21 protein-coding genes are annotated in these 21,374 nt (G+C 39.8%); 10 read left to right on the top strand and 11 right to left on the bottom strand.

Translation table 11 applies throughout. The annotated features are described in order from the left end of the window. Positions 1–69: 69 nt before the first annotated feature. Positions 70–588 (top strand): hypothetical protein, encoded by a 519-nt coding sequence (locus J4N25_RS00210; protein ID WP_207420100.1) that lies wholly within the window; start codon positions 70–72, stop codon positions 586–588. 111 nt (positions 589–699) lie between these two features. Here J4N25_RS00210 and J4N25_RS00205 read toward each other — a convergent pair whose 3' ends face one another. Beyond that, complete coding sequence (locus tag J4N25_RS00205; protein WP_207420099.1) at positions 700–1,404, bottom strand: SIMPL domain-containing protein; 705 nt, start codon at positions 1,402–1,404, stop codon at positions 700–702. A gap of 181 nt (positions 1,405–1,585) precedes the next feature. Between J4N25_RS00205 and J4N25_RS00200 the strand changes: the two genes are divergently transcribed. Continuing rightward, positions 1,586–2,740, top strand: coding sequence for a TlpA disulfide reductase family protein (locus tag J4N25_RS00200; RefSeq protein ID WP_207420098.1), 1,155 nt, complete (start codon positions 1,586–1,588; stop codon positions 2,738–2,740). A 291-nt stretch (positions 2,741–3,031) separates the two neighbouring features. Here the strand turns inward: J4N25_RS00200 and J4N25_RS00195 are convergent, their stop codons facing one another. Both J4N25_RS00195 and J4N25_RS00190 read right to left on the bottom strand, forming a co-directional pair. Then, a complete protein-coding gene (locus J4N25_RS00195; protein WP_207420097.1) occupies positions 3,032–3,724 on the bottom strand; it encodes a tyrosine-protein phosphatase in 693 nt (230 codons plus the stop codon). Positions 3,725–3,819: 95 nt separating this feature from the next. Then, positions 3,820–5,175: a glycoside hydrolase family 88/105 protein gene (locus J4N25_RS00190; protein ID WP_207420096.1), complete on the bottom strand. Its 1,356-nt coding sequence runs from the start codon at positions 5,173–5,175 to the stop codon at positions 3,820–3,822. A 140-nt stretch (positions 5,176–5,315) separates the two neighbouring features. Between J4N25_RS00190 and xseA the strand changes: the two genes are divergently transcribed. Continuing rightward, on the top strand, positions 5,316–6,806 hold the full coding sequence (gene xseA, locus J4N25_RS00185) for an exodeoxyribonuclease VII large subunit (protein ID WP_207420095.1): 1,491 nt from the start codon (positions 5,316–5,318) through the stop codon (positions 6,804–6,806). Further along, positions 6,784–6,975, top strand: coding sequence for an exodeoxyribonuclease VII small subunit (xseB, locus tag J4N25_RS00180; RefSeq protein ID WP_207420094.1), 192 nt, complete (start codon positions 6,784–6,786; stop codon positions 6,973–6,975). The genes xseA and xseB overlap by 23 nt, the downstream gene beginning before the upstream one ends. 338 nt (positions 6,976–7,313) lie before the next feature. Here the strand turns inward: xseB and J4N25_RS00175 are convergent, their stop codons facing one another. After that, positions 7,314–7,811, bottom strand: coding sequence for a hypothetical protein (locus tag J4N25_RS00175; protein WP_207420093.1), 498 nt, complete (start codon positions 7,809–7,811; stop codon positions 7,314–7,316). 165 nt (positions 7,812–7,976) lie between these two features. On the opposite strand from J4N25_RS00175, the gene J4N25_RS00170 reads away from it, so the two are divergent. From J4N25_RS00170 to J4N25_RS00155, 4 genes are all read left to right on the top strand, one after another. Beyond that, positions 7,977–8,885, top strand: coding sequence for a helix-turn-helix domain-containing protein (locus tag J4N25_RS00170; RefSeq protein ID WP_207420092.1), 909 nt, complete (start codon positions 7,977–7,979; stop codon positions 8,883–8,885). A 266-nt stretch (positions 8,886–9,151) separates the two neighbouring features. After that, positions 9,152–9,991: an SDR family oxidoreductase gene (locus tag J4N25_RS00165; RefSeq protein ID WP_207420091.1), complete on the top strand. Its 840-nt coding sequence runs from the start codon at positions 9,152–9,154 to the stop codon at positions 9,989–9,991. A gap of 30 nt (positions 9,992–10,021) precedes the next feature. Further along, on the top strand, positions 10,022–10,873 hold the full coding sequence (locus tag J4N25_RS00160) for an SDR family oxidoreductase (RefSeq protein ID WP_207420090.1): 852 nt from the start codon (positions 10,022–10,024) through the stop codon (positions 10,871–10,873). After that, positions 10,863–11,105: an Atu4866 domain-containing protein gene (locus tag J4N25_RS00155; RefSeq protein WP_207420089.1), complete on the top strand. Its 243-nt coding sequence runs from the start codon at positions 10,863–10,865 to the stop codon at positions 11,103–11,105. The genes J4N25_RS00160 and J4N25_RS00155 overlap by 11 nt, the downstream gene beginning before the upstream one ends. Before the next feature lie 107 nt (positions 11,106–11,212). Here the strand turns inward: J4N25_RS00155 and J4N25_RS00150 are convergent, their stop codons facing one another. Then, entirely contained in the window at positions 11,213–11,791 is a 579-nt protein-coding gene (locus J4N25_RS00150; RefSeq protein ID WP_207420088.1) for a hypothetical protein, read from the bottom strand. A 221-nt stretch (positions 11,792–12,012) separates the two neighbouring features. Between J4N25_RS00150 and J4N25_RS00145 the strand changes: the two genes are divergently transcribed. After that, entirely contained in the window at positions 12,013–12,462 is a 450-nt protein-coding gene (locus tag J4N25_RS00145) for an SRPBCC family protein (protein ID WP_207420087.1), read from the top strand. 64 nt (positions 12,463–12,526) lie between these two features. Here the strand turns inward: J4N25_RS00145 and J4N25_RS00140 are convergent, their stop codons facing one another. Together J4N25_RS00140 and J4N25_RS00135 are read right to left on the bottom strand one after the other, a co-directional pair. Continuing rightward, positions 12,527–13,582: a DUF695 domain-containing protein gene (locus J4N25_RS00140; protein WP_207420086.1), complete on the bottom strand. Its 1,056-nt coding sequence runs from the start codon at positions 13,580–13,582 to the stop codon at positions 12,527–12,529. A 159-nt stretch (positions 13,583–13,741) separates the two neighbouring features. Then, positions 13,742–15,007 (bottom strand): Hsp70 family protein, encoded by a 1,266-nt coding sequence (locus J4N25_RS00135; protein ID WP_207420085.1) that lies wholly within the window; start codon positions 15,005–15,007, stop codon positions 13,742–13,744. Between the two features lie 368 nt (positions 15,008–15,375). Between J4N25_RS00135 and J4N25_RS00130 the strand changes: the two genes are divergently transcribed. Further along, positions 15,376–15,834 carry a hypothetical protein gene (locus tag J4N25_RS00130; protein WP_207420084.1) on the top strand — a complete coding sequence of 153 codons (459 nt, stop codon included), beginning with the start codon at positions 15,376–15,378 and terminating at the stop codon, positions 15,832–15,834. A gap of 97 nt (positions 15,835–15,931) precedes the next feature. Here the strand turns inward: J4N25_RS00130 and J4N25_RS00125 are convergent, their stop codons facing one another. From J4N25_RS00125 to J4N25_RS00110, 4 genes are all read right to left on the bottom strand, one after another. Beyond that, positions 15,932–18,832 carry an FAD-binding and (Fe-S)-binding domain-containing protein gene (locus tag J4N25_RS00125; RefSeq protein WP_207420083.1) on the bottom strand — a complete coding sequence of 967 codons (2,901 nt, stop codon included), beginning with the start codon at positions 18,830–18,832 and terminating at the stop codon, positions 15,932–15,934. A 108-nt stretch (positions 18,833–18,940) separates the two neighbouring features. Then, a complete protein-coding gene (locus tag J4N25_RS00120) occupies positions 18,941–19,813 on the bottom strand; it encodes a DUF1338 domain-containing protein (RefSeq protein ID WP_207420082.1) in 873 nt (290 codons plus the stop codon). A 226-nt stretch (positions 19,814–20,039) separates the two neighbouring features. Beyond that, positions 20,040–20,381 carry a VOC family protein gene (locus tag J4N25_RS00115; RefSeq protein ID WP_207420081.1) on the bottom strand — a complete coding sequence of 114 codons (342 nt, stop codon included), beginning with the start codon at positions 20,379–20,381 and terminating at the stop codon, positions 20,040–20,042. Positions 20,382–20,435: 54 nt separating this feature from the next. After that, positions 20,436–21,179 (bottom strand): hypothetical protein, encoded by a 744-nt coding sequence (locus J4N25_RS00110; RefSeq protein WP_242695743.1) that lies wholly within the window; start codon positions 21,177–21,179, stop codon positions 20,436–20,438. Between the last annotated feature and the right edge of the window lie 195 nt (positions 21,180–21,374).

The raw sequence follows: 21,374 nt of genomic DNA, 5'->3' as shown, positions 1-21,374 counted from the left end.
CGTCCACTACTTAATAAAAGTATTTTAAATGCATACGGAGATTAAACTTAATTACCTTTATTCTCTCCAATGAAAAGTAGGCAAAATCAAATCATGAGGAACTTCATTTACTTACTAGTTTTTGTAACAGCTTTACAAGCATGTTCATCTAAACAAGAGTTAGCATCAACATCTTACAAAAAATCAGAAACGCGCCTCGGTCAACGCAAACTTGGCGACATTGCGGAGGACGAGAAAAATGTAAGATTGAGAAAGTTAGCCATAGAAAGGCTGACCAATCAACGGGAGTTAGGTAAGGTAGCACAGCATGAGCAAAACAAGCAACTAAGGAAACTTGCTATCGAGCGACTTTCAAACCAGAGGGAATTAGGCAAAGTTGCTGAACATGAAAAAGACCGGCAATTAAGACAACTTGCTATCTCTAAACTTACAGACCAGCGTGAATTAGGAAATGTAGCCGAAAACGAGAAAAATACCCAATTAAGGAAAATGGCGATCAAAAAGCTCACTGATAAAAGAGAGCTTGCCAAAGTTGCCCAGAACGAGGAAAATAACCAGTTAAGGAAGATCGCTCTGAAGAAGTTGTAAGTCTCGATACTGGCTTTTTTGTTAACTTCATCCGAATTGCTCTTACAGAACTTTTTATCTCACCTTCGGTACCAGGCCAACCCAGGGTCCAACTGATGTTTATTGGTATACCTATTCTATTTCGTACTCAGAGATAACAGTTCGTTTAAACTCCATCACTTCTGGTGAGATTTTAAAACCGTTCCCTCCATATCCTTTAGCAAAGGTTTGAATCTCTTCATTAGAGCCGTAGTAGTTATCTCCGTTCGTATCCGATCCTCCTGCATTGCTCAAGAAGACAAGCTTACCTAAACTTACGTTTGCCCGGTCACTTAACTTCTTGGCCGACTGGAAAGCATCATCATACGCCAGGAGATCGGCCTCCCGGAACAAGCTGTCAGATTTCGAATGGTCAAACTGGATTCTCGAAATACTACTGATCTTTGTTTCCAAAAGTTTTCCGGTTAATACTGTGAACTTTTTTATGTCGTGAAGTACGAAGTCAATAGATTGTTCTGCCTGATAACCCGTAAATACATTGGCTCTTCCATTATACTCATAATGTTTATTAGCCGATATACTACTGGTTTTTATATCATTCTCATTGGTGCCAAATTTTTCAAGAATATTAAGAACCGAATCAACAGTATTCTGGGTCATCTTCACCGCGTCGGCCATTCTCAGTTGAGTAAATGCGACTTGAATTGTTAATATTACAAGGTCTGGTTTTGCTCGGATCTTTCCCTCTCCGGTAACCCGAATTGTTTCAGCCTTTCGATTTGGAGTTCCGGTACAAGCAGCGAGAAGCAAGCAAAAAAGTGACAAAGTATTTTTCATAAATGTTTATTGTGGATAATTTCAAAAGTCAATTTAGCAATTATAATTTAAGCTAGTAATGGATTCTTGAAAGTAATCGTTTAAATCTGAAGGTCTCTATTAAAGTCATTTTTTGTAACGAGAAATTCTTTTCCTTTTTCCACACATTTATTTTCTTACCTTTAAATAAAACTTTCCTGCTATGAAACCCATAATTACCCTAACCTTTATGTTGTTGTCAATGTTAGCAAAAGCTCAGAAACAGTATTGGATTGAAGGATTCGTGCAAGGGCTTGAAGATGGCACTCCTATAACACTAAACGAGGATGATGGAAACCTTCTAAAACCTATTGCTTCTGATACAGTAAGGGCTGGTGTTTTTAAATTTAGAGGAACGGTAGATCAAGTGACAAAGCTGATTCTTTTAGGACGAGGCCCTGGCTTCCCTTCACAATGGTTAGAACTATGGGCTGGCCCCGGTATTACCATAAAAATCAGCGGAAATAATAAACTACTTAGAACCTGGACGGTAGAGAGCCCTTTGAAGGAACAGAAAGAAGCAAGTCTTTTCACTAAAGCTTCCATGTTACAATTGGATCAACTACAGGAGCTTTCTATTAAAAGAAATATTCTTTACAACAAGGGAATACCTTCGGACGAGAATGAAAAACAGAAATTCAAACGCAGCGCAGATTCTATTATTCGTATGGAGGATTCTCTATCCAATCTTGTTTGTCTAAAAGATATTAAAATTTTGCAAACTCTTCCAGTTACAACTATTTGGATAGATAAATTACATGGTGTTGCAATGACTGCAAGGTACCAAAACAATGCTCTAAGAAGACCTGCTATTGAATTATATAAACGACTAAGCCCTAATCAAAAACAAACCGACAAGGGTTATGAGATAGAAGCATATTTGTTTCCTCCTAAGGTGGTTAAAAATGGGGAGCCCATGGCCGACACTATATTTTCAAATTTAGCTGGACAAAAGAGATCTTTAAGTGATTATAAAGGAAAATATTTGGTACTTGACTTTTGGAGCATGGGTTGTGGCCCGTGTATCGCAGCTATGCCAGAACTAAAGGAGGTGTCTGAAAAATACAAGGACAAACTAACTGTAGTAAGCTTATCTGTAGACGTTAAAAAGGCCAACTGGCAAAAGGCTTCTGAACAGCATAAAGTATCCTGGGAAAATTTGAATGACGGTAAAGGAATGGCAGGCATAGCCGCCAGATATGGTGTGAATGGAATCCCTCATTATGTGATGATTTCGCCAGAAGGAACAGTACTGGGATCATGGGTAGGTTACGGAGAGGGACAACTTGAAGAAAAAATAAAGACATATATAAAGTAAGGAGATAAACAAGAACGACAATGAAACAACTAATTGGAATTTTAAGAATAATCGGGATGATCACATATGTTGGTTTATCTATTACACATTCTTCATATTCCCAGATTGTACTGTGGTTAACACTAGCATGCTATACCGTGGTAATCCTCTTGCAGTTGTATCGCTTTTATATCAAAAACTACCTAAAAAGCGAGGAGCAGCGCTAAACAAAAATGTGGTACTATCAGCTTCGCTTGCCGGTAGTACCACACAAATTATTAGGAAAAAGTATTATTAGTTCCTGGTAGTAAATTATTCAAATTCAGCAGCAAATACTGCTTCACTAGCATTTTTGCCTAGAACCTTCTCTTTGATTTTCGGGATATCTGCCTCGTTGATAAAATCTATGATATTGCCATAAACAGAATGGAAACCGAAATCTCCTTTTGTCATTTCATCTATCGCTGCTTCTTTAGGCCAATTTTGAAAAACCATGCGATACATTGCCACAAGCATTCCAGTGCGATCGGCACCATGCCAGCAGTGAATCAACAGAGGTCCTTTTCTGTCTCTGATAACCTTCAAAGCTTTAACTACTTTGTGTTCAACAATATCTCCAGCCTTCATAGATATATGATGAGTTTTCAAGCCAGTATGTTTTGTTTTCCTATCATCGTTCCAAAAGCGACGAACGCTTAATACTTCAGTAAGCCCCATCTCTTCTAAAGCACTAAAATCATTTCTCCCAGGTTGTTCAGATCGAAAGATTCCTTCATCTATTTTGTAAACGTTCTTAAGGCGGCCGATGGTTTGACGTTCTGCTTTCGTGATTAAGGTTTTAGCACCCTCCATTTCAGTACTTTTCTTGGCAGAAACAGTAACATCTCCGGCTAATTTCACCTCCGCAGTTTCCTGCTTAGTTGTAACTAATTTGTCTAACGTTTTTTCCTGAGCAAGTGCTGTGCATCCAAAGAAAGTGAAGATCATCATTAACGCATTTCTCATAAGACCCGAATTTTGTGAACAAGTTAAGAGTATAAACCCCTAATTTCTGGATTTATTGTAGGGAAATGTATGCTGAATGTCAGGACTAAAGCATTCTACCTACGCTCGTATTCCAAGCTAGCTAAAATAAACGGACCGATAGCTTTTCCTTCATTCTGGGTAACAGTAACATCCTTTCCGCATAAATAGTAATTGATAGTTCCTGTTCTCGATTTGTCTTTGGCCGGGCCTAATCCTGCTGATGCGCAAGATTGAATGATGTCTAATTCGCCATTAACTCCTTCACGGATAAAATTGGTCAATAAGCCATTATAGGCCTTTTCTGCCACAGGCATAAATTCCGTTCTATCCAAAGCACCTAAGCGGATACCTTTCAGGTAAGCATACGTGAACATAGACGAAGCTGAAGACTCAAGATAGTTACTATTGTCACACTTGTTAACAACCTCGCCATTGATAAGATCACCTTTGTCATCGGCTCTTTTATGTTCATCATACTGCAGTAACTGATACCAGTTGCCGCTGCGTTTATCCTGATGACGGGCCAACCCTTTAGCAACCTGATTTGTTATTTGAACAAGGGCCTGATAATCTGGATGGTCTTTAGGCATAAGCTCCAGAACATCTACCAATGCAGCGAAGAACCACCCCATTCCTCTACCCCAAAATTCCGGAGAACATCCCTTGTATTCTCCTTCCTTTCTTGCCCAGAAAGAATTTTCGTCCCGAGGGTCTGCGCTCCATGCATGATAGTTCAACTGTTTTGATTTATCATAAGTCCGCTCGTTGAGGATTTTGAACTGCATTGCTATGTCAGACCAGGATTTGTAATTCTCCTCGCGACTTTCTTGTGTCCCAAAAGTCCCCTGCCATCCGGCGTACATAGCTGGACCCATATAAAGACCGTCTAACCACATTTGATTAGGATATTGCGCTTTATGAAAGAAACCTCCGGTACCAGGTTTGCCAGAACCAATGCGGCTATGCTGATATTTCAATTTATTCCTTAGAAAAGTAACACAGTTTTTATAACGCTCAGCATCAGCCTTATTTCCTTTTTTCATTTCCCTTTCATAAAGAGTGAAAAAAATCTTTCCTGCTGCCAGGTCGTCGATATTGCTTGCTCCTACCGCAATTGTGTCTTTCCCTTGAAGACAATGATCGGCATAAGCTTTTACCACCTTGTAATACTCCTCCTTTTGAGGATATTGCTCCCAAGCCTTCAAAACACTAAAGGCGACAAGACCTGGAACATAATCCCAATGTGCCTTTGCTAACTGTTGCTCCGAGCGATTAGAAAAGAAACTCTTTAATGCTCTTCTTTCCACCATTTCCTGAGAGTATTTTACCTTATTACTCCTTGGGTTGAGCGACTTGGCGCAAGAGAAAAATAAGCAGGAAAATAGAAGCAGCGAAACCTGCATCATGTATAGATAATATTGTCTTTTCATTGAATTTGGTTACTATTAAGGATTCATTTGGTTGAAGTATCCAGAAGGCGAATATGCAGAATAATATCTTTTCCTAATAGAATTGCCTCAAATTTGATAAGCAGAATCATGTAACATTCCTCTTATCTTTGCATCACAACATGCCCGCATCTTACATTTCACTAAAGCAACTGCTTACCCAGGTTCAGAATACCATCCGTGAGCGTTTCCCTTCCTCATACTGGGTAAAGGGAGAAGTTGCTGGTGTAAGGAAGATTGGGAGTCATATTTACTTCGATCTCATTGAACTAGACAAAGGTGCTAAAGTAGCACAAATCAGAGCCTGCGCTTTTATGGGAGAAGGTACTATGGCAATAGCCGGCTTTGAAAAAGTAACAGGCCAAAAGTTTACAGAGGGAATAAAAGTTGGAGCTAGGGTAACCATTAACTATCATCCAGTTTACGGTTTAAGTCTGGTGCTATGCGAGATCGATGCCGAGCTGACCTTGGGAGGCATAGAGCTGCAAAGGAAGGAAACTCTTAAGAAGCTTCTTGCGGATCATCCTCATGTTATCCAATTTCAAAACGGGAGTTTTATAACACCAAACAAACGACTGGGCTTACCAAGGGCGATACAACGAATCGCCTTAATTACTTCAGCTAGTTCTGACGCTTATTCTGACTTTAGTCACTGTTTGCAAAGCAATGAGTTTGGGTACAAATTTAGGGTCGACTTATATAACGTATTGGTACAGGGCTATGGGGCTCAGTCCTCCCTCTATGATGCCTTCAGTAAAATAAGAATTTCAAAAGTTAATTATGATGTGGTTGTACTAACCCGAGGTGGTGGTGCTCCTGCTGATTTTCTACCTTTTGATGATTATCATCTCAGTCTCGCCCTCGCCACTTTCCCTATCCCGGTTATCACCGGTATTGGTCACCATATGAATCAGGGTATTTGCGATTTCTTTGCAAGAGTCCATACGAAAACACCGAGTATTGCAGCACAATTTATCCTCGATCATAACAATAACTTTGAAAAGCAGGTGAATTTTTTGGCGGGAGGTATTCAGAATAAGGGACAGGATCTCCTAGCCCGGAATAACAGAAGTTTGCATTTATTGCAAGATGGTTTCCTAAGGTCGGTAAAGCAGGAACTAAACCGGCGGGAGCAGGAGCTGGACCGAAGAACAGAGAGGATTGTTGAAGGATCCCGGCAACTGCTTAGCGAATCTGGACAGGATTTGAAACAGCGGCAGTATAACTTAAATAATAAAGCGAGAAATATCCTTCATAAGCACGAGAAAAATGTGCAGGAGAAAGTGCTCCGAATGGGTTACCGGGTGCAGCAGGTTTTAAAGGAAGAAAAGCAAAAAAGCTCTCTACTGCAAACGCAATTAAGCTCTACCCTTCCTCGTTTGCTTATAGATCAAAAAAAAGCATTGGAGCGTTTGGGTGAAGGTATTGCGGCTGCAAGCCCTAATAAAATATTAAAGAGAGGCTTCGCTTTATTGAAGAAAAAGGGGAAGATCCTCTCCGATTCGGAAGAACTAAAACCAGGAGAAACAATCCAGGTAATAAGACATAACACACTAATAAACACAGAAGTTAAAAATATAGAAACATACAATGGAAGAGACTTTGAACTATGAGGCTGCCTACAAAGAATTGGAGCAGATCTATCAGGATATAAACAATGAGCAGGTATCTATTGACGAACTTGCAACGAAAGTAAAGCGGGCTTCAGTGTTGATCAACTTTTGTCAACAGAAACTGAGAAGCACCGAGGAAGAAATTAATGGAATTTTAGGGGGAATGTAAGGGAATCACCGGAGAACTCATCCTTTCTGAGGGATACCGCGATCAAATAACCTTACCACGGCATAAGCCAGCGGAAAAATCAGCGTTAGAAAAATTTCCCGTGGCTGAAAATTAAGTTCAAAAGTAAGAATTGACAGGGCCGAAAGGGTCCAGATAATGCCAGCAGCTAAAAAAAAGTTGTGAAAAAAGACTTTAGATTTCATGTTTTTTAATGTTGAATGGTACCTGCCTCGTATTGTTATTAACTAATTAATCCTGCACTCATTCCTTATACCCAATCAAATATATAAAAGAAAACATTTAAGCTACTTATATTTAATGTTTTATGTAAAGAATTTTCAAGGTAAACAAATATCAGATCTCTTTAACTCCAGTGAATTATCGTAACTCACTCCGGCGGTATCGACTAACAAATCTTTCCCTCCCTCCGACTTGGTATTTCCATAGCCCTCAATAAACCCTGTAGCTGTTTTTTTAAAGATAACCTGTCTTACAGAAGTAATTCCCTCCGATTGAAAAGTATAGTCTGCCAGTAATAATCCATTGGAAAACTGGCCCTGAATTGTTCCCTTCGCCTTATCTTTCTCGTAAAAGTCGTACAACAAACTTCCTTCAACGGTATTTCCATTAACAGCCGTTATAGCTAATTGGAATGTATCCCTCTTTAGTACTCCTATATAGCAACCTTTTAAAGGTTCTTGTTCCGTGGTTTTCTGATTTTCCTTAGTATCTTCTCCATTCTCGACTGTAGTTGGGGTTTTATTGGTGTTATTACCGCAACCAGTGATAATTCCCGCTAATAATAGTAGGAGTCCTATAGTTTGAAGTTTTTTCATAATGCTAATAAAGAACGTTTCTGTCCTAGAATTGTTCCAATCTGGATTGTTTGAATTTCGCAAGTCATTATGTGAATTATACAATTTCATTTAAATTTTTCGTCATAACTTTAACTTGTTGCTGAATGGGTAATTTTATTAAAGTTTACAAGGATGAATGTATCTATGAAAACAGAGACAATTGAGGACTTTTACAGGATCAAGTTCGATCGTCTACCGGGAAATCTAAACCAGGAGACCGGGCATTTCAATGTGTTCAGGCTGGAGGATTGCCACGGCCCTAATGCGCGTCCCGTAAACTACAGTCGCCGCGACTTTTATAAAATCAGCCTTATTAGAGGGAGAAACAGGTATCATTATGCAGATAAGAGCGTTGAAATTTCAGGTTCCACACTTATGTTTTTCAATCCGAACATTCCCTATACCTGGGAGTCTCTTTCTGAAGATAAAACAGGTTTCTTCTGTATTTTCTCAAAATCGTTTTTCACAGAAAAAATAAGAGGAGGACTTGGCGACCTTCCCATGTATGCTCCGGGCGGGAGCCCTGCCTATAAACTTGATGCTGATCAAGACAAACATGTAAGCTCAATATTTTTAAAGATGTTGGAGGAGATTAATTCAGACTATGCTTTTAAAATGGATTTGATAAGGAACTATGTTACCGAAATCACCCATTTCGCTTTAAAGTCACGCCCAACAGAAACCTTATATCATCACCCTGACGCCAAGTCGAGGATAACTGCAGTATTTACAGAACTACTTGAAAGACAGTTCCCTATTGAGCGTCCCGGACAGCGCCTGACTATGCGTTCTGCAAAAGATTACGCCGAGCAGCTGGCGGTTCACGTAAACCACCTGAACAGGGCCATTAAAGAATCAACAGGAAAAACAACTACCCTACTGATAGCAGAACGTTTAACATCTGAAGCAAAGGCTCTACTGAAACACACGAATTGGAATATATCAGAAATCGCATATTCCCTAGGCTTTGAAGACCCGGCTCACTTCAACAACTTCTTCAAAAAACACACTTTATTAACGCCAAGCAGATTCCGTAATAACCAGGCGGCGTAATTTTGACGTAATAGAATAACAATTCCTTCCTTCATTCATTCCCTCCTTCCCTCCTTCACTCATTCTATCACTCCTTCCTTCCTTCCTTCCTTCCTTCCTTCCTTCATTCATTCATTCATTCATTCATTCATTCATTCATTCATTCATTCATTCATTCCTTCCTTCCCTGCTCCCCTACCCTTGTTTGAATTTTGCAACTATCTCATTGAATCTCACAATCTGCCCCTCTAAAAGCGAGCTAACTTTGAATCATCAAAAGATCAGACATGGAAAGCAAAAAAATATGGTTTATAACAGGAGCTTCGAAAGGTTTCGGGCTGAGCCTTGTAAGGCAATTATTAGAAAAGGGACAGTCAGTTGCAGCCACATCAAGGAATTTGGAGCAACTTAAGACAGCTGTAGGGATAAATTCTCCTTCCTTTCTTCCACTACAGGTTGATCTTGCTAATGAAGGGAGTGTTAAAGATGCAATAGAAAAGACTGTTGAGACCTTTCGCAGGATTGATGTTGTCATTAATAATGCTGGATATGGCATTGGAGGTAGTATCGAGGAATTGAGTGATAAAGAAAGCAGGGATAGTTTTGAAATAAATGTCTTCGGCACTCTGAATGTAGTGAGACATGTAATGCCCTTTATGCGAAACCAAAGATCAGGTCACATCTTCAACGTGTCTTCAATTGCTGGATTTGCTGCAACAACTGGTTGGGCTATGTATGCCGCTACTAAATTCTCAGTGGTGGGACTTACGGAAGTATTAGCTGAAGATGTAAAAGAGTTTGGAGTGAAGGTGACAATAGTTGCACCAGGGGCATTCAGAACAAGTTTCCTGACTAAAGAATCTCTTGTTCTTCCCGAATGTCCGCTAAAGGAATATCAGGGTGTACGGGCATCTCATGAAAAATATCTCCAGATGAATGGACAACAAGCTGGAGATCCTGAAAAGGCAGCAGCGGCTATTATACAAACAGCCGAAGAACCCGAGCCTCCACTGTATCTCCTTCTAGGCGAAGATGCCTATACAAGAGCAATGCGAAAACTGGATTTTCTGACACAAGAATTCAAATTAGGTGAAGAGCTCGCTCGGTCAATGGCATATAATGGATAAATAATTAAATAAAAGACAGATAAAAATATCATGGAAACTAAAAAAGTATGGTTCGTAACAGGTGCTTCTAAGGGATTAGGACTAAGCCTGGTTAAACAATTATTAGATGCTGGCCATAAGGTAGCTGCAACATCGAGAAACTTAAGTGATCTACAAAAGGCTGTTAGTGCAGAATCTGAAAGCTTCCTGCCTCTCGCGGTTAACATTAAATCAGAAGAGAGTGTGGAGGAAGCAATTACCAGAACAGTAAGCAAATTTGAAAGATTAGATGTGGTGGTGAATAACGCAGGATATGGACTAGTAGGTAGTTTAGAAGAACTGAGCGACCGCGAGTCCCGGGAAAACTTTGATGTCAATGTGTTCGGTCTCCTTAATGTGATCCGGAAGGCATTACCGCAGTTGCGAGAGCAAAAGCAGGGACATATTATCAATATCGCATCTATTGCCGGATTTAGCGGCCTTTTCCCTGGCTTCGGCATTTACTGCGCTACCAAGTTCGCCGTCCACGGGCTTACAGAATCATTAGCTGCTGAAGTAAAACCATTTGGAATACATACCACTCTGGTTTCTCCTGGCTACTTCAGAACTGATTTCCTTACCAGCGGTTCCCTTGGTACACCCGAAAACCCACTGGAAGCTTACAAGGAAGTGCGACAAACTCAACAAATGCATCAGGAAGATATCAACGGCAATCAACCTGGCGACCCAGAAAAGGCTGTTGAAGTAATTATCAAAGCAAGTGAAAGCAAAAACCCTCCTCTTCATCTCTTCCTTGGCGAAGACTCCTACCAGTTGGCGCAGGATAAAATAAACTTGCTCAATAAGGATTTGGAAGATTGGAAAGAATTAGCAACAAAAACAGGTTTTGAGTATGCCAGCTAATAAAGGCTACACGGGAATGTGGGTAACTGCCGATGGGTACATACGACACCATCTTCTACCAAACGGCAGGTACGATGAAGCCAGAGGAAATAAAAAAAGTGCTTACCAGGGCAGCTATAAAATCTCAGAAGATCATATCGATTATAAAGATGACACAGGCTTCACTGCCGATGGTGATTTTATAGATGGCATTCTTTACCATGCTGGAATGGTATTGTATAGGGAGAAGTAAAGGAGACTAGATCCTCCTGCAATTTTTATTGGCGATTAGAAACAGAAAATGAGCACTTATTTAAGATAAGTGCTCATTTCTTATATTGAGATACCCGTTATAGTAACTCAGGCATAATATTCGGTTCCCCCATTTGTAAATAAAACCCTGTTTAATGCCTCGAGAAGAAATCGTACGTTCTCATCGTCACTTTCTATCTCCAAACCACCTTCATAATAATTTTCGGTAAACTGGTCGTAAATTTCCGACGGAGGCTCCGTACCGTGGGCCAGGATCCATATAGCTTCGAACAAATTAATTAAATCTCCAAATAGTCCTTGTATCCAAACATCCAGATAGTGCGCATGTGGACCCTCCTGCTCTTCAATAGCTTCTGTTTCATAAATTCCTTCTGGCAAAACAAGTTCTTCATCTGTAAGCTGATTAATGTTAGCCAACGAGTTACGTGTTTCTACCAGGATCTCTATCATTTCAATAATTCCTTTTAACGTGGGGTGCTCAATTGCCCGCAGGTACTCCAGATCAATAGGGATAGCATCGCCTTCTTTAATTGATTCCTTAAAATCCCGCCACTCCTCCTCCAGTCCAATATTGAAACCCATTTGAAACAGGTTAGAGATAGTATTATCAAGATCCCAGAAAATAGATATTAATTGTTCCCTGTAATTAAAAGTATCAGAACTCATCCTTAGCGTAGTTTAGGGGGTTTAAGACGAATGTAAATACAAAATGGGTAATTCGCAATAGCCTCCGAAAGTCCAGAACTGAATAAATTATGGATAAAGAAGATGAATTATTTAAAGAGGCGCAAACGGACTCTATTTTGTCGCATACTCACCTCCTGCTTCTCGGTTTATTCCTTCACATTTGTAAAAGATAATCAGATATAAACATTAATAATTTTATCATGAAAAGTAACTCAGTTTCGCTGCACAGAGTAATTAAAGCATCTCCAGAGAAAGTTTACAAGGCCTTCACTGATCCACTTGCGATAGCTTCATGGCTTCCACCATACGGCTTTCTTTGCACCGTTCATCAAATGGAGGTGAAGGAAGGCGGAAAATTTAGAATGTCCTTTGTCAATTTCAGCACAGGCGGCACTCATTCATTTGGCGGTGAATATCTTGAGGTTAGGCCGAATGAGTTTCTAAAGTACAGTGACAAATTTGATGATCCTAACTTACCGGGAGAAATCCTTAATACCATATCCTTTCAAAAAACTATGGTAGGCACAGAATTAAAAGTTTTACAGGAAGGTATTCCCGACGTTATACCCGCAGAAATGTGTTACTTGGGTTGGCAGGAGTCACTGGAAAAACTAATAAAACTGGTAGAGCCAGAAATACCGGATGCCTAAAGAAATATCTTTCGAGACGGCTGTCAACGGTTTATAACCTTTACAGCCGTTTTAATAATGTTAATTATACAACGCGATATTTGTTAAAAGCCTGCCAATATTTGTCTTTGTAGATAGAGTAATCCATTTCCAGCTGTCCCTGGTACTTGCGAATTAGGTATTCTGCAACCTTAGAAGGTTTTCTAAAATCTTTACAGGCAAAATAAACTTCCCTTTCCCCGTTACCGGTTTTTCTGCCGAGGTTAAGGTAGCCATCAAAATCAGGAAGATACTCTTCAGCTTCTAATTCGATATCTTCAAGCAATTGATAGAGCTCCTCTGTCGGCAAACCATCATTTGTCTTTCCGTCGTAATAAATTTCAAGAGTAAAAATCCAGGGATGCGAGGCTTTACGGTCCCAATCAAGCAGCGTTGAATTTATTGTAACCAACAATGGCTTGCCATCGGGAAACTCTGCCTTTAACTGAGTATACTCGTCGTCTTCGGTATTGTAGCGTAAGCCATCGTATTTTTCTACGAACTCATTTTCCCTCCATCGCAAATATTCGTTCAGCTTTTCAATAGGTATCCGTTCAGCTTTTGCCTGGTCAGGACCAACAATAGAATGATTGTCAATCACAGTTACAGAGCGAAGTTCACCAAGATAATTATCTAAAAAGATATAAACAGCAGTAGCAAGTTTATTGGCGTTTTCAGGGGTATAACCTTCACAGACAATAGTTATATCAATTTCATCAGGGAAATCAGGATGAAGGTTAGGGTAAAAGCTTAAATAATCCTGACTAACAGAAATATTATCCAGATTAATGGCCATACCTTTAACATCAACGGGAGGTTTTGAAGATGTAAACTTCCAACCAGGAATCACCGGAGCCTCATTAACTAATTCCTCAACAAAAACAATCCTTTCAATTATCCCATCAGCTGTTAGAACAAGTTCAACGGTCTCTTCATCAAGCATTCCCGTAAGAAAGTAATACCCCTCCCCCAATTCCCCAAGCTTTTGCGACAGGTGTTTAAAAAAACCGTTTTCTATATCCTTTCCTGATTTAACAACTTTGTAGAAAGACTTTTCATGCTGGAGGAACCAGCTCCAGAAATCCTGATAGTTACTGATCACTTATAAATTTTTAGTAAATGTTATTTTAATGGAGCTAATTTGAGTAATAAAAAGTACTTCGTTAACTTTTCTTCAAAGAAATATGGTAACGCGCATTCTCCTTAAACAGGGGGACCAGTAATTGTTTTTATTCGCTCAAAGATTCAGAACTTATTGTAACTAATCTTCAAACAAGTAGCCGCTATAAGCTAGTCCGTTTGCTACACTAATAAAGTTATCCCCTGAATTTATTTTGCTATTTGGGAACTTGGTAACGAAAAGGTCTCTCACAGCCTTTACCATAGAACTTCCACCTGTTAAAAACAAACTATCTATTGAAGCTGCTTCTATCCCATTCTCGTTTAAAAACCTGTCCAGATAATCCGAAATCTTTTGAACGTCTTTGCGGATAACCTCATTGTAGTCGTTAATAGATATCGCCTCATTTATTTCAATTCCCATGTTAGAATATTGGAATTGTGAAACATCTTCTACAGACAGACCGATCTTTGTCTTCTCAATAGATTGGAAGACGGAGTATCCCAAATTATTGTCTATAAGTGTAAGAAGGTTCCTGAACTTTGGATCATTGTTAGAATAATGGTAATATTCCTCCATGCTCCTTTTTATCCTAAGGCTATTGAAGAAATTCATCTTATCCCAGGTGCAGATGTTATCGAATAAAGAAATAGGCACTTTCAGTACCTTACCTGGCGTAGCTTCATATAAAGTGTCCTTACCAAAGTAAGGGGTACCCTTAATCCACATAAAGGATGAATCGAAAGAATCTCCGCCGATATAAATACCTCCGCTGGCTATCATATCATTTCGACGATCTTTTACCCTGGCTTGATCCGGATCTAGTTCCACAAAAGTAAAGTCGGTAGTTCCTCCACCTAAGTCGGCTACCAGTACGCTTTCCTTCTTTTCTATGGTGCGCTCATAAGCAAAAGCAGCACCTATAGGCTCGAATTGAAAACGAACATTACTAAAGCCCGCAATTTCAACCGCCTTGCTCAGTCGCGTTTGTGCCAGGGAATCTTTAGCAGTATTATCATCATCAAAAAAAACAGGGCGACCAATAACAGCCTTCCTGCAATCTTCTCCTGTTATTTGATCAGCCTTAGATTTTAGATCCTTAAGAATCAGAGAAACCAAATCAGAAGCATTATATCTTCTACCATTAATGCGTGTTTCAATAAAACTGGAACGGGAAAGTATTTGCTTGATTGATTTAATAAACCGTCCTTTCATTCCTTCTTCGAGATAGGCAACGATTGCTTCTTCCCCTATAACATAATTATCATCGGCAGATGCTAATTTCTCAGGAAAATAAATAAGCGAAGGAACCCTTATCGTTTCAATGATCTCTTTTTTATCTTCATCATAAATGGATAAAACAGAGTTAGTAGTTCCGAAATCTAAGCCATAAAGAAAATTACTCATAACAATGGGAGAAATGCCGTAGAAGACCGTTCACAAAAATGAAGGCGCAAATGTAGGCCTTTTTAGAACTCTTGCAGGACAAAAAATTAAAATTTGATAAGAGCCTGTATATGGCTTAGGACAAGATAATTTTTGAGATCATCGTACTGGATTATCTTCAAATCCTACCAGGAAGGCCAACATATAAAACTTTTAAAATTATAGGAGAAGATGTAAAAAATTGATAGAGAAATACAGGTTACCATGTAAATTCATTTTCCTGTATAAAGTAGCTCTAAATATGATCCATTTAATAGTATTGATACAAATCTTTGTTATAAAAAGGCATATCTATTGCATTACAGTACCTAACAAAATCTAAGACAATTATGAAACGAGTAACAAAGAGATTAGTTGGTGTTGCGATGGTATTTGCTCTTTTCGCAGGTACTAAAGCCTTCGCACAAAAAGGCGGAGCAAACTATACATGGAATGTAAATAAACCGGTACAATCAGGTTCTGTAATTAGGAGCGCAACCGGTGCTCATACAGCCAAAGGCACTGGAACTCACTTGGGAACAAATCATATACCTTCTACAAATTTCTCGAAGGTGATTTTGAATCGCTCTGCCGCTGGAACCAATTTCGCTAAAGGAACTGGAACACATCTAGGTACTACCTGGATAGCTTCTACAAACAGAGTACCTGGTAATGTTATCAGATCTGCGACTGGAATTCATACAGCTCAGGGGACAGGCACAACATTGGGTACAACTGCAATTCCTGCTGGATCAATTGTTAATCCACGTAGCTTTAATAGCGAGTATTCACTTGCTGCTAATAAATAGCATTTAATATTTACTATCCCGGCCTTTGTGTAAGAACCGGGATAGTTATATCACACAGTATCTGACCTTACCTCTCCCCCTGGTCTATGTAAAAGATTTACTTTAAAGCCTCAAAAAGTATTTCTACAGGATGTAAAGCCATTCGCCCGGTTCCATCCTTTATTTGATGTCTACAGCTAGTTCCAGGTGCTGCAATTATTGTGTCTTCGTCAGACTGCCTAACCGCTGGAAATAGTACCAGTTCTCCAATCTGCATTGAGACCTCATAATGTTCTGCCTCGTACCCGAAGGAACCTGCCATACCGCAGCAACCAGAAGGGATTTCTTCAACAGTATAATTCTCAGGGAAAGACAAGATTGTCTTGCTGGCACCAGTCGCTAACCAGGCCTTCTGCTGGCAATGCCCATGGAGCTTAACTTTTCGGACGTCGTCTTTAAATTGTTCCTTCCGTACATTCCCTTTTTGCATTTCAAGCTCCAAGAATTCTTCTATTAAAAATGCGTTAAGCGCTAACTTGCGAGCAGCAGGCACAAGATGCTCATCTACCAGGTCGGGATACTCGTCTCGGAAAGTTAAAATTGCAGAGGGCTCAATGCCAATAAGCGGGGTTTCTTCTGAAATAAGCGTAGATAGTAATTTAACATTATGATTAGCTGAAGTTTTAGCTTTATGCAGTAAGCCTTTGGAAATAGCCGCCCTTCCACTTTCCTTATGATAGGGAATATGCACCTCGTATCCTAGCCCTTGGAGCAATTCAACTGCTTTAATCCCAATTGTAACATCGTTATAATTACTGAACTCATCGCAGAATAAATAAACTAGGCGACCTGTTGGAGATGGATTCTTTTGAAGCCAGCTTCTTAACGTAAATGAGTGCAGCTTGGGCAATGACCTATAAGTAGAAAATCCCAGCAAGCTTTTAACCCAGGAAAGATTATTAAGAAAATTGAAGAGCTTTGAAAAAGGAGTTGCCAGCCTATTTATGGAAGCAATATTTCCGATAAGTCTGGAACGCAGGGAAAAACCGTGACTTTGGTGATATTGGTGCAAGAATTCAGCTTTCAATTTAGCCATATCCACACTTGATGGACATTCCGACTTGCATCCTTTACAACTTATACACAGCTCCATCACTTCCTTGATTTCCTCACTGTCGAAGCGGTTTATCTTCGTAGAGGAAGTAAGAATCTCCCTTAGGACATTTGCTCTTGCCCGTGTTGTATCCTTTTCATTACGAGTAGCCATATAAGAAGGACACATTGTCCCACCCGCTGAGGCTAATTTACGGCAATCGCCAGAGCCATTACACTGCTCGGCATGCTGCAGGATGTTCTGCCCCTGGAAACGAAAAACAGTTTTAATCTCAGGAACATGTTGACCAGGGGAATAGCGGAGATGCTTATCCATAGGAGGAGTCGCCGTGATCTTTCCTGGATTAAAAATGTTATCAGGATCCCAGGCTTTCTTTATCTCACACAATAAATTATAGTTCTCGCGACCGATCATGTAGGGAATAAACTCCCCCCTTAACCTACCATCTCCATGTTCTCCACTTAAAGAGCCTCTATACTTCTTGACTAGTTCCGCAACTTCTGTAGCAACAGTTCTGAAAAGCATTTGCCCCTCAGCAGTTTTCAAATTGATGATGGGACGGAGATGCAATTCGCCTGACCCGGCATGAGCATAGTGGACAGAATATAGATCGTATTTCTTTAGTACCTCATTAAACTCACGGATATAATCAGGTAAGTCCTCCACGGCCACAGCAGTATCTTCAATCACGGCTACTGCTTTCTCATCACCAGGGAGGTTACTCAGCAAACCAAGCCCAGCCTTACGCAACTCCCAAACCTTTTTACGATCCTCCCCAAAAAGTACAGGATAATGGTAACCAAGATTATGGGCACGTAATTCAGACTCGACTGTATCAGTAATGGCTAGTACTGATTCGTAGTTATCCGCGAGGTATTCAACAGCCAGTATTGCTTTAGGATTCCCCTTTACAAAGAACCGGTTTTTCGACTGCTCCAGATTTTCCAGAGTACAGTCCAGGATATAATGGTCAATTAATTCACTAACCTGAGGACGATGTTTTAAAGCAATAATATTTGCCTGAAGTGCATCGCTGATACTATTTAAATGGATGCAAAGCAAACCACTGACGCCCCTGGGTATGGGCTCAAGGTTAAGCTTAAGTTCGGTAAAGAAGGCTAAGGTACCCTCGCTCCCGGTAAGTAGTTCACAGAAATTAAAGTTTTTGGTTTCTGCCGTGAAAGGATTAGTATCAAGTAAAAGGTCAATAGCGTATCCGGTGTTTCGCCGGCTCACTTGCTGCTTGGGAAACTCTTCACGGATCCTAACCTGATTTTGGTAGTCTCCCAATAGAGAACGAATATTTCGATATATAGTAGCTTCAAGGGAATCCCCGTCACATTTATCAATAAATTCTGAAAAAGATAAGGATTGGAAAACGGCGTCCGATCCATCCGAAAGTATTGCTTTTGCTGATAGTAAATGCTCACGAGTACTTCCGTAAACTACAGAATTTGAACCACAGGAATTATTTCCTACCATCCCTCCAATCATGGCACGGTTAGCAGTAGAGGTTTCAGGGGCGAAAAATAATCCATACGCTTTCAAGTAACGGTTTAAGTCGTCCCGGATAACACCCGGTTGTACACGTACCCAACGTTCTTCAGCATTGACTTCCAATATCTTTGTAAAATATCTTGAAACGTCCACTACCACTCCATTCCCTACCACCTGCCCAGCAAGTGAGGTGCCGGCTGTTCTTGGAATCAGGCAAGTGTTATTTGCTTTAGCGTAAGCAATAAGCTTTTTTAGATCAGCCTCTGTTTTGGGAATAGCAACAGCCAGAGGTAGTTCGCGATACGCAGATGCATCTGTCGCATAAAGGATGCGGGAAGTTTTATCCGTGTACCATTCGCCATCAAGCTTCATCTTATTTAAATAAACCTGGAACCAAAGGTAAAGCATTTGCATAAATGCTTGTAGCCCTAATTATCCTGTCAATCATATTCGAGCCTTACTAGCCTTGCCATAGTTTATCACCCGGGAAAGGGCTTCTCTAGTATAAAGAACTACTTATTTGATTTGTGAAGTGTAAGTGCTCTCAAATATTTTATCCGCATTAGAGGTTTCAAAACCATCACGATAACGCTCGGTACCTGGAATAATGCTGCGTTCGGCGAACTCCACATAGCTACCTGCAATTTCCTTTTGTTCTCCGCCTGCGAACACAGCCTTCACCATATTCGCTACTGTGGCACTTTGCCTTAAAAGCCCATCGCCGCTTGTTTTAATCTTACCGCCCGCATCATTAAGTTTTATCCCAAGTCCCTCAACAAAAGCATTGAACTGCTCGAGTTTACTAAAGCCCGGTTTCAAGGTATGAACACTAATAGTGTAGTGGTTCAAATAGTAACGGTTGTAGATAACCCAGGCGGCATATTCACTTTCGCCAAGCAAGGTTTCATAGTCTTTCTTTGTCGGCAGGTCCCACAGCGGCCTGTGCAGATATTCGGCAATTTGTTCGCCTGAATTCAAATCGAGTTCATCAACGGGATCCTTTTGAATATGACTGGTGTATCCATTGATGATTTCCTGTGCGTTAGAAGATAATTCTCCTACAAGAAGTTCACTAAGAAATACGCGAGGATAAACGGGAGCTGGCGGAGCATACCACCAGGCGTTAAGCTTTTTCTCTTCAAAATGGTACTGCTCCATTTTTTTATAGCCATGGCGAAGGAAGATCTTTTCAAAAGAGCCAATGCCAAGATAAGGCAGCCCGAGCGTTCGGAAGGCCACATGATCATTAACGATCTCTTGCTGCGACCCAACTACTTGATGTTCTATTAGCGCATTAGTAATCGTGTCAACTGCAGGAACGGCTTTCCTGTAGCGTGAAAATAGCTCATTCAGGAAATAACTTAATGGATTTTGATCAGTGAACTTCATAACTATAAGGTTTAATATAAGAACCAGCCATACCATTACTGGTTTTGAATAATTGCCCTAAAGAAAGAAATGAATGCTTTAAAAAAGAAAGGCCGCATCATGGGGACGCAAGCCAACTAACCAATTATGATACAATAACGCAAGAGTTTATAGCATATTGTTTAGCGACTATTTTTTTTTTAAAAAAATCAATTGACCCTTAAAGGCAAAATCTCTATTCAAATTCCTATTGATCTGACCATACTGCCAGTTCATTTCCTGATGGGTCAAGAAAATGAAAGCGTCTGCCCCCAGGAAATGAGAAAATATCTTTTGATATTTCACCTTTTGCTTCGACAATGTCCGCTTTAATTTTGTCAAGGTCGTTGTGATAAAGAACCACTAATGCTCCATTAACAACATCTTCTGAGCATCTTTCAAAACCACCCTCTAATCCACTTTCATTAAAGGCAACATAATCTGGACCGTAATCAGTAAAATTCCAGCCAAAAGCTAGTGTATAAAATTTCTTTATTGCCTCAAGGTCTTTGGCTTTCAACTCTATGTAGTTGATATGGTTGTTATTCATAATTCAGATAGAAATAAAATTTTCACCGAACCGCTCTTTTCCCTTTATTGTCGTTTACTCTTTAGAGATTACTGCAGTGGCAACAGTCTGCCAATTGGCACTTACTTCATTGTATAAAGGTTCATCCTGACTTCCGCCTTTCCAAATAGAATACATTTTTTTGCCCCCAGAAAGGTGACTTCTGGCTTCCTCTTGTAGTTTTGTAGATGATATACCTGCTAATACTTTATCAAGATTATAGTTAAAAACAACTTTATAATTGTCAGACGCAGTAATTGTGAAATCGTTAACACCCAAGTTAGCCTCAAAAGGCATAGAACTAGCCAGCATAATACTATCAGTACCACCAGTCTTATTAACGAATGTGCCTTTTAAATTAAAGGCCAGTTCGGGAAAGCCCGCTTTCTTCAAAAACAACTTTACTTTCACATCTTTATAGGAGCCTGCAGGTAGATTAAAAACCCCTGTCAGAACATCTGAGTTAAGGATGTTTAAGTTTTTATTAACAGTTATTGTGGTATCAATCACACTGCCATTTTTACCCACGAAAGCTATTTTCTCAATAAAAATGGAGGCTGAGGACCACTTAACGTAAGAAGATGATGCAGGGGTTTCTAATGTCTTAACAATTCCGCTTGTTGCCGAACCTGATGCCTTTGCGAAATAGGATACTTTTCCCTTCCCGCTTAACGTCACTTCAGGTGGTTTCTGATCGGTTGATTCGTCTTTGCTACACGAAATGGAAAAAAGCATTATTGCTAACGCCGTGAGTGATTGTTTTAAGGCTGAAATTGTCATGTTAAATACTTTAGGTTATCTCTAATTTGATGATTTAAATATATAGAAATTTCTTTAATGGAAAAAAAGTTCAAATAAGAGGTAAGGCTTTGTTTCATAAAAAAGATATACTGAATCTAATTAACCTCTTCTCAACTATCAGTAAAGAGTATTTTCATTAATTTAACAGAAAATTTTTTTTTAAACTTGTATAAT

It is taken from the genome of Desertivirga brevis, assembly GCF_017355835.1.
The sequence above is the reverse complement of the archived record's forward strand: the minus strand, read 5'-3'. Positions and strand labels throughout refer to the sequence as shown.

Bases quoted from the DNA above. Each gene is read 5' to 3' on its own strand.
- J4N25_RS00210 (WP_207420100.1), top strand. From the start codon at position 70: ATGAAAAGTAGGCAAAATCAAATCATGAGGAACTTCATTTACTTACTA.
- J4N25_RS00205 (WP_207420099.1), bottom strand. From the start codon at position 1,404: ATGAAAAATACTTTGTCACTTTTTTGCTTGCTTCTCGCTGCTTGTACC.
- J4N25_RS00200 (WP_207420098.1), top strand. From the start codon at position 1,586: ATGAAACCCATAATTACCCTAACCTTTATGTTGTTGTCAATGTTAGCA.
- J4N25_RS00195 (WP_207420097.1), bottom strand. From the start codon at position 3,724: ATGAGAAATGCGTTAATGATGATCTTCACTTTCTTTGGATGCACAGCA.
- J4N25_RS00190 (WP_207420096.1), bottom strand. From the start codon at position 5,175: ATGAAAAGACAATATTATCTATACATGATGCAGGTTTCGCTGCTTCTA.
- xseA (WP_207420095.1), top strand. From the start codon at position 5,316: ATGCCCGCATCTTACATTTCACTAAAGCAACTGCTTACCCAGGTTCAG.
- xseB (WP_207420094.1), top strand. From the start codon at position 6,784: ATGGAAGAGACTTTGAACTATGAGGCTGCCTACAAAGAATTGGAGCAG.
- J4N25_RS00175 (WP_207420093.1), bottom strand. From the start codon at position 7,811: ATGAAAAAACTTCAAACTATAGGACTCCTACTATTATTAGCGGGAATT.
- J4N25_RS00170 (WP_207420092.1), top strand. From the start codon at position 7,977: ATGAAAACAGAGACAATTGAGGACTTTTACAGGATCAAGTTCGATCGT.
- J4N25_RS00165 (WP_207420091.1), top strand. From the start codon at position 9,152: ATGGAAAGCAAAAAAATATGGTTTATAACAGGAGCTTCGAAAGGTTTC.
- J4N25_RS00160 (WP_207420090.1), top strand. From the start codon at position 10,022: ATGGAAACTAAAAAAGTATGGTTCGTAACAGGTGCTTCTAAGGGATTA.
- J4N25_RS00155 (WP_207420089.1), top strand. From the start codon at position 10,863: ATGCCAGCTAATAAAGGCTACACGGGAATGTGGGTAACTGCCGATGGG.
- J4N25_RS00150 (WP_207420088.1), bottom strand. From the start codon at position 11,791: ATGAGTTCTGATACTTTTAATTACAGGGAACAATTAATATCTATTTTC.
- J4N25_RS00145 (WP_207420087.1), top strand. From the start codon at position 12,013: ATGAAAAGTAACTCAGTTTCGCTGCACAGAGTAATTAAAGCATCTCCA.
- J4N25_RS00135 (WP_207420085.1), bottom strand. From the start codon at position 15,007: ATGAGTAATTTTCTTTATGGCTTAGATTTCGGAACTACTAACTCTGTT.
- J4N25_RS00130 (WP_207420084.1), top strand. From the start codon at position 15,376: ATGAAACGAGTAACAAAGAGATTAGTTGGTGTTGCGATGGTATTTGCT.
- J4N25_RS00125 (WP_207420083.1), bottom strand. From the start codon at position 18,832: ATGCTTTACCTTTGGTTCCAGGTTTATTTAAATAAGATGAAGCTTGAT.
- J4N25_RS00120 (WP_207420082.1), bottom strand. From the start codon at position 19,813: ATGAAGTTCACTGATCAAAATCCATTAAGTTATTTCCTGAATGAGCTA.
- J4N25_RS00115 (WP_207420081.1), bottom strand. From the start codon at position 20,381: ATGAATAACAACCATATCAACTACATAGAGTTGAAAGCCAAAGACCTT.
- J4N25_RS00110 (WP_242695743.1), bottom strand. From the start codon at position 21,179: ATGACAATTTCAGCCTTAAAACAATCACTCACGGCGTTAGCAATAATG.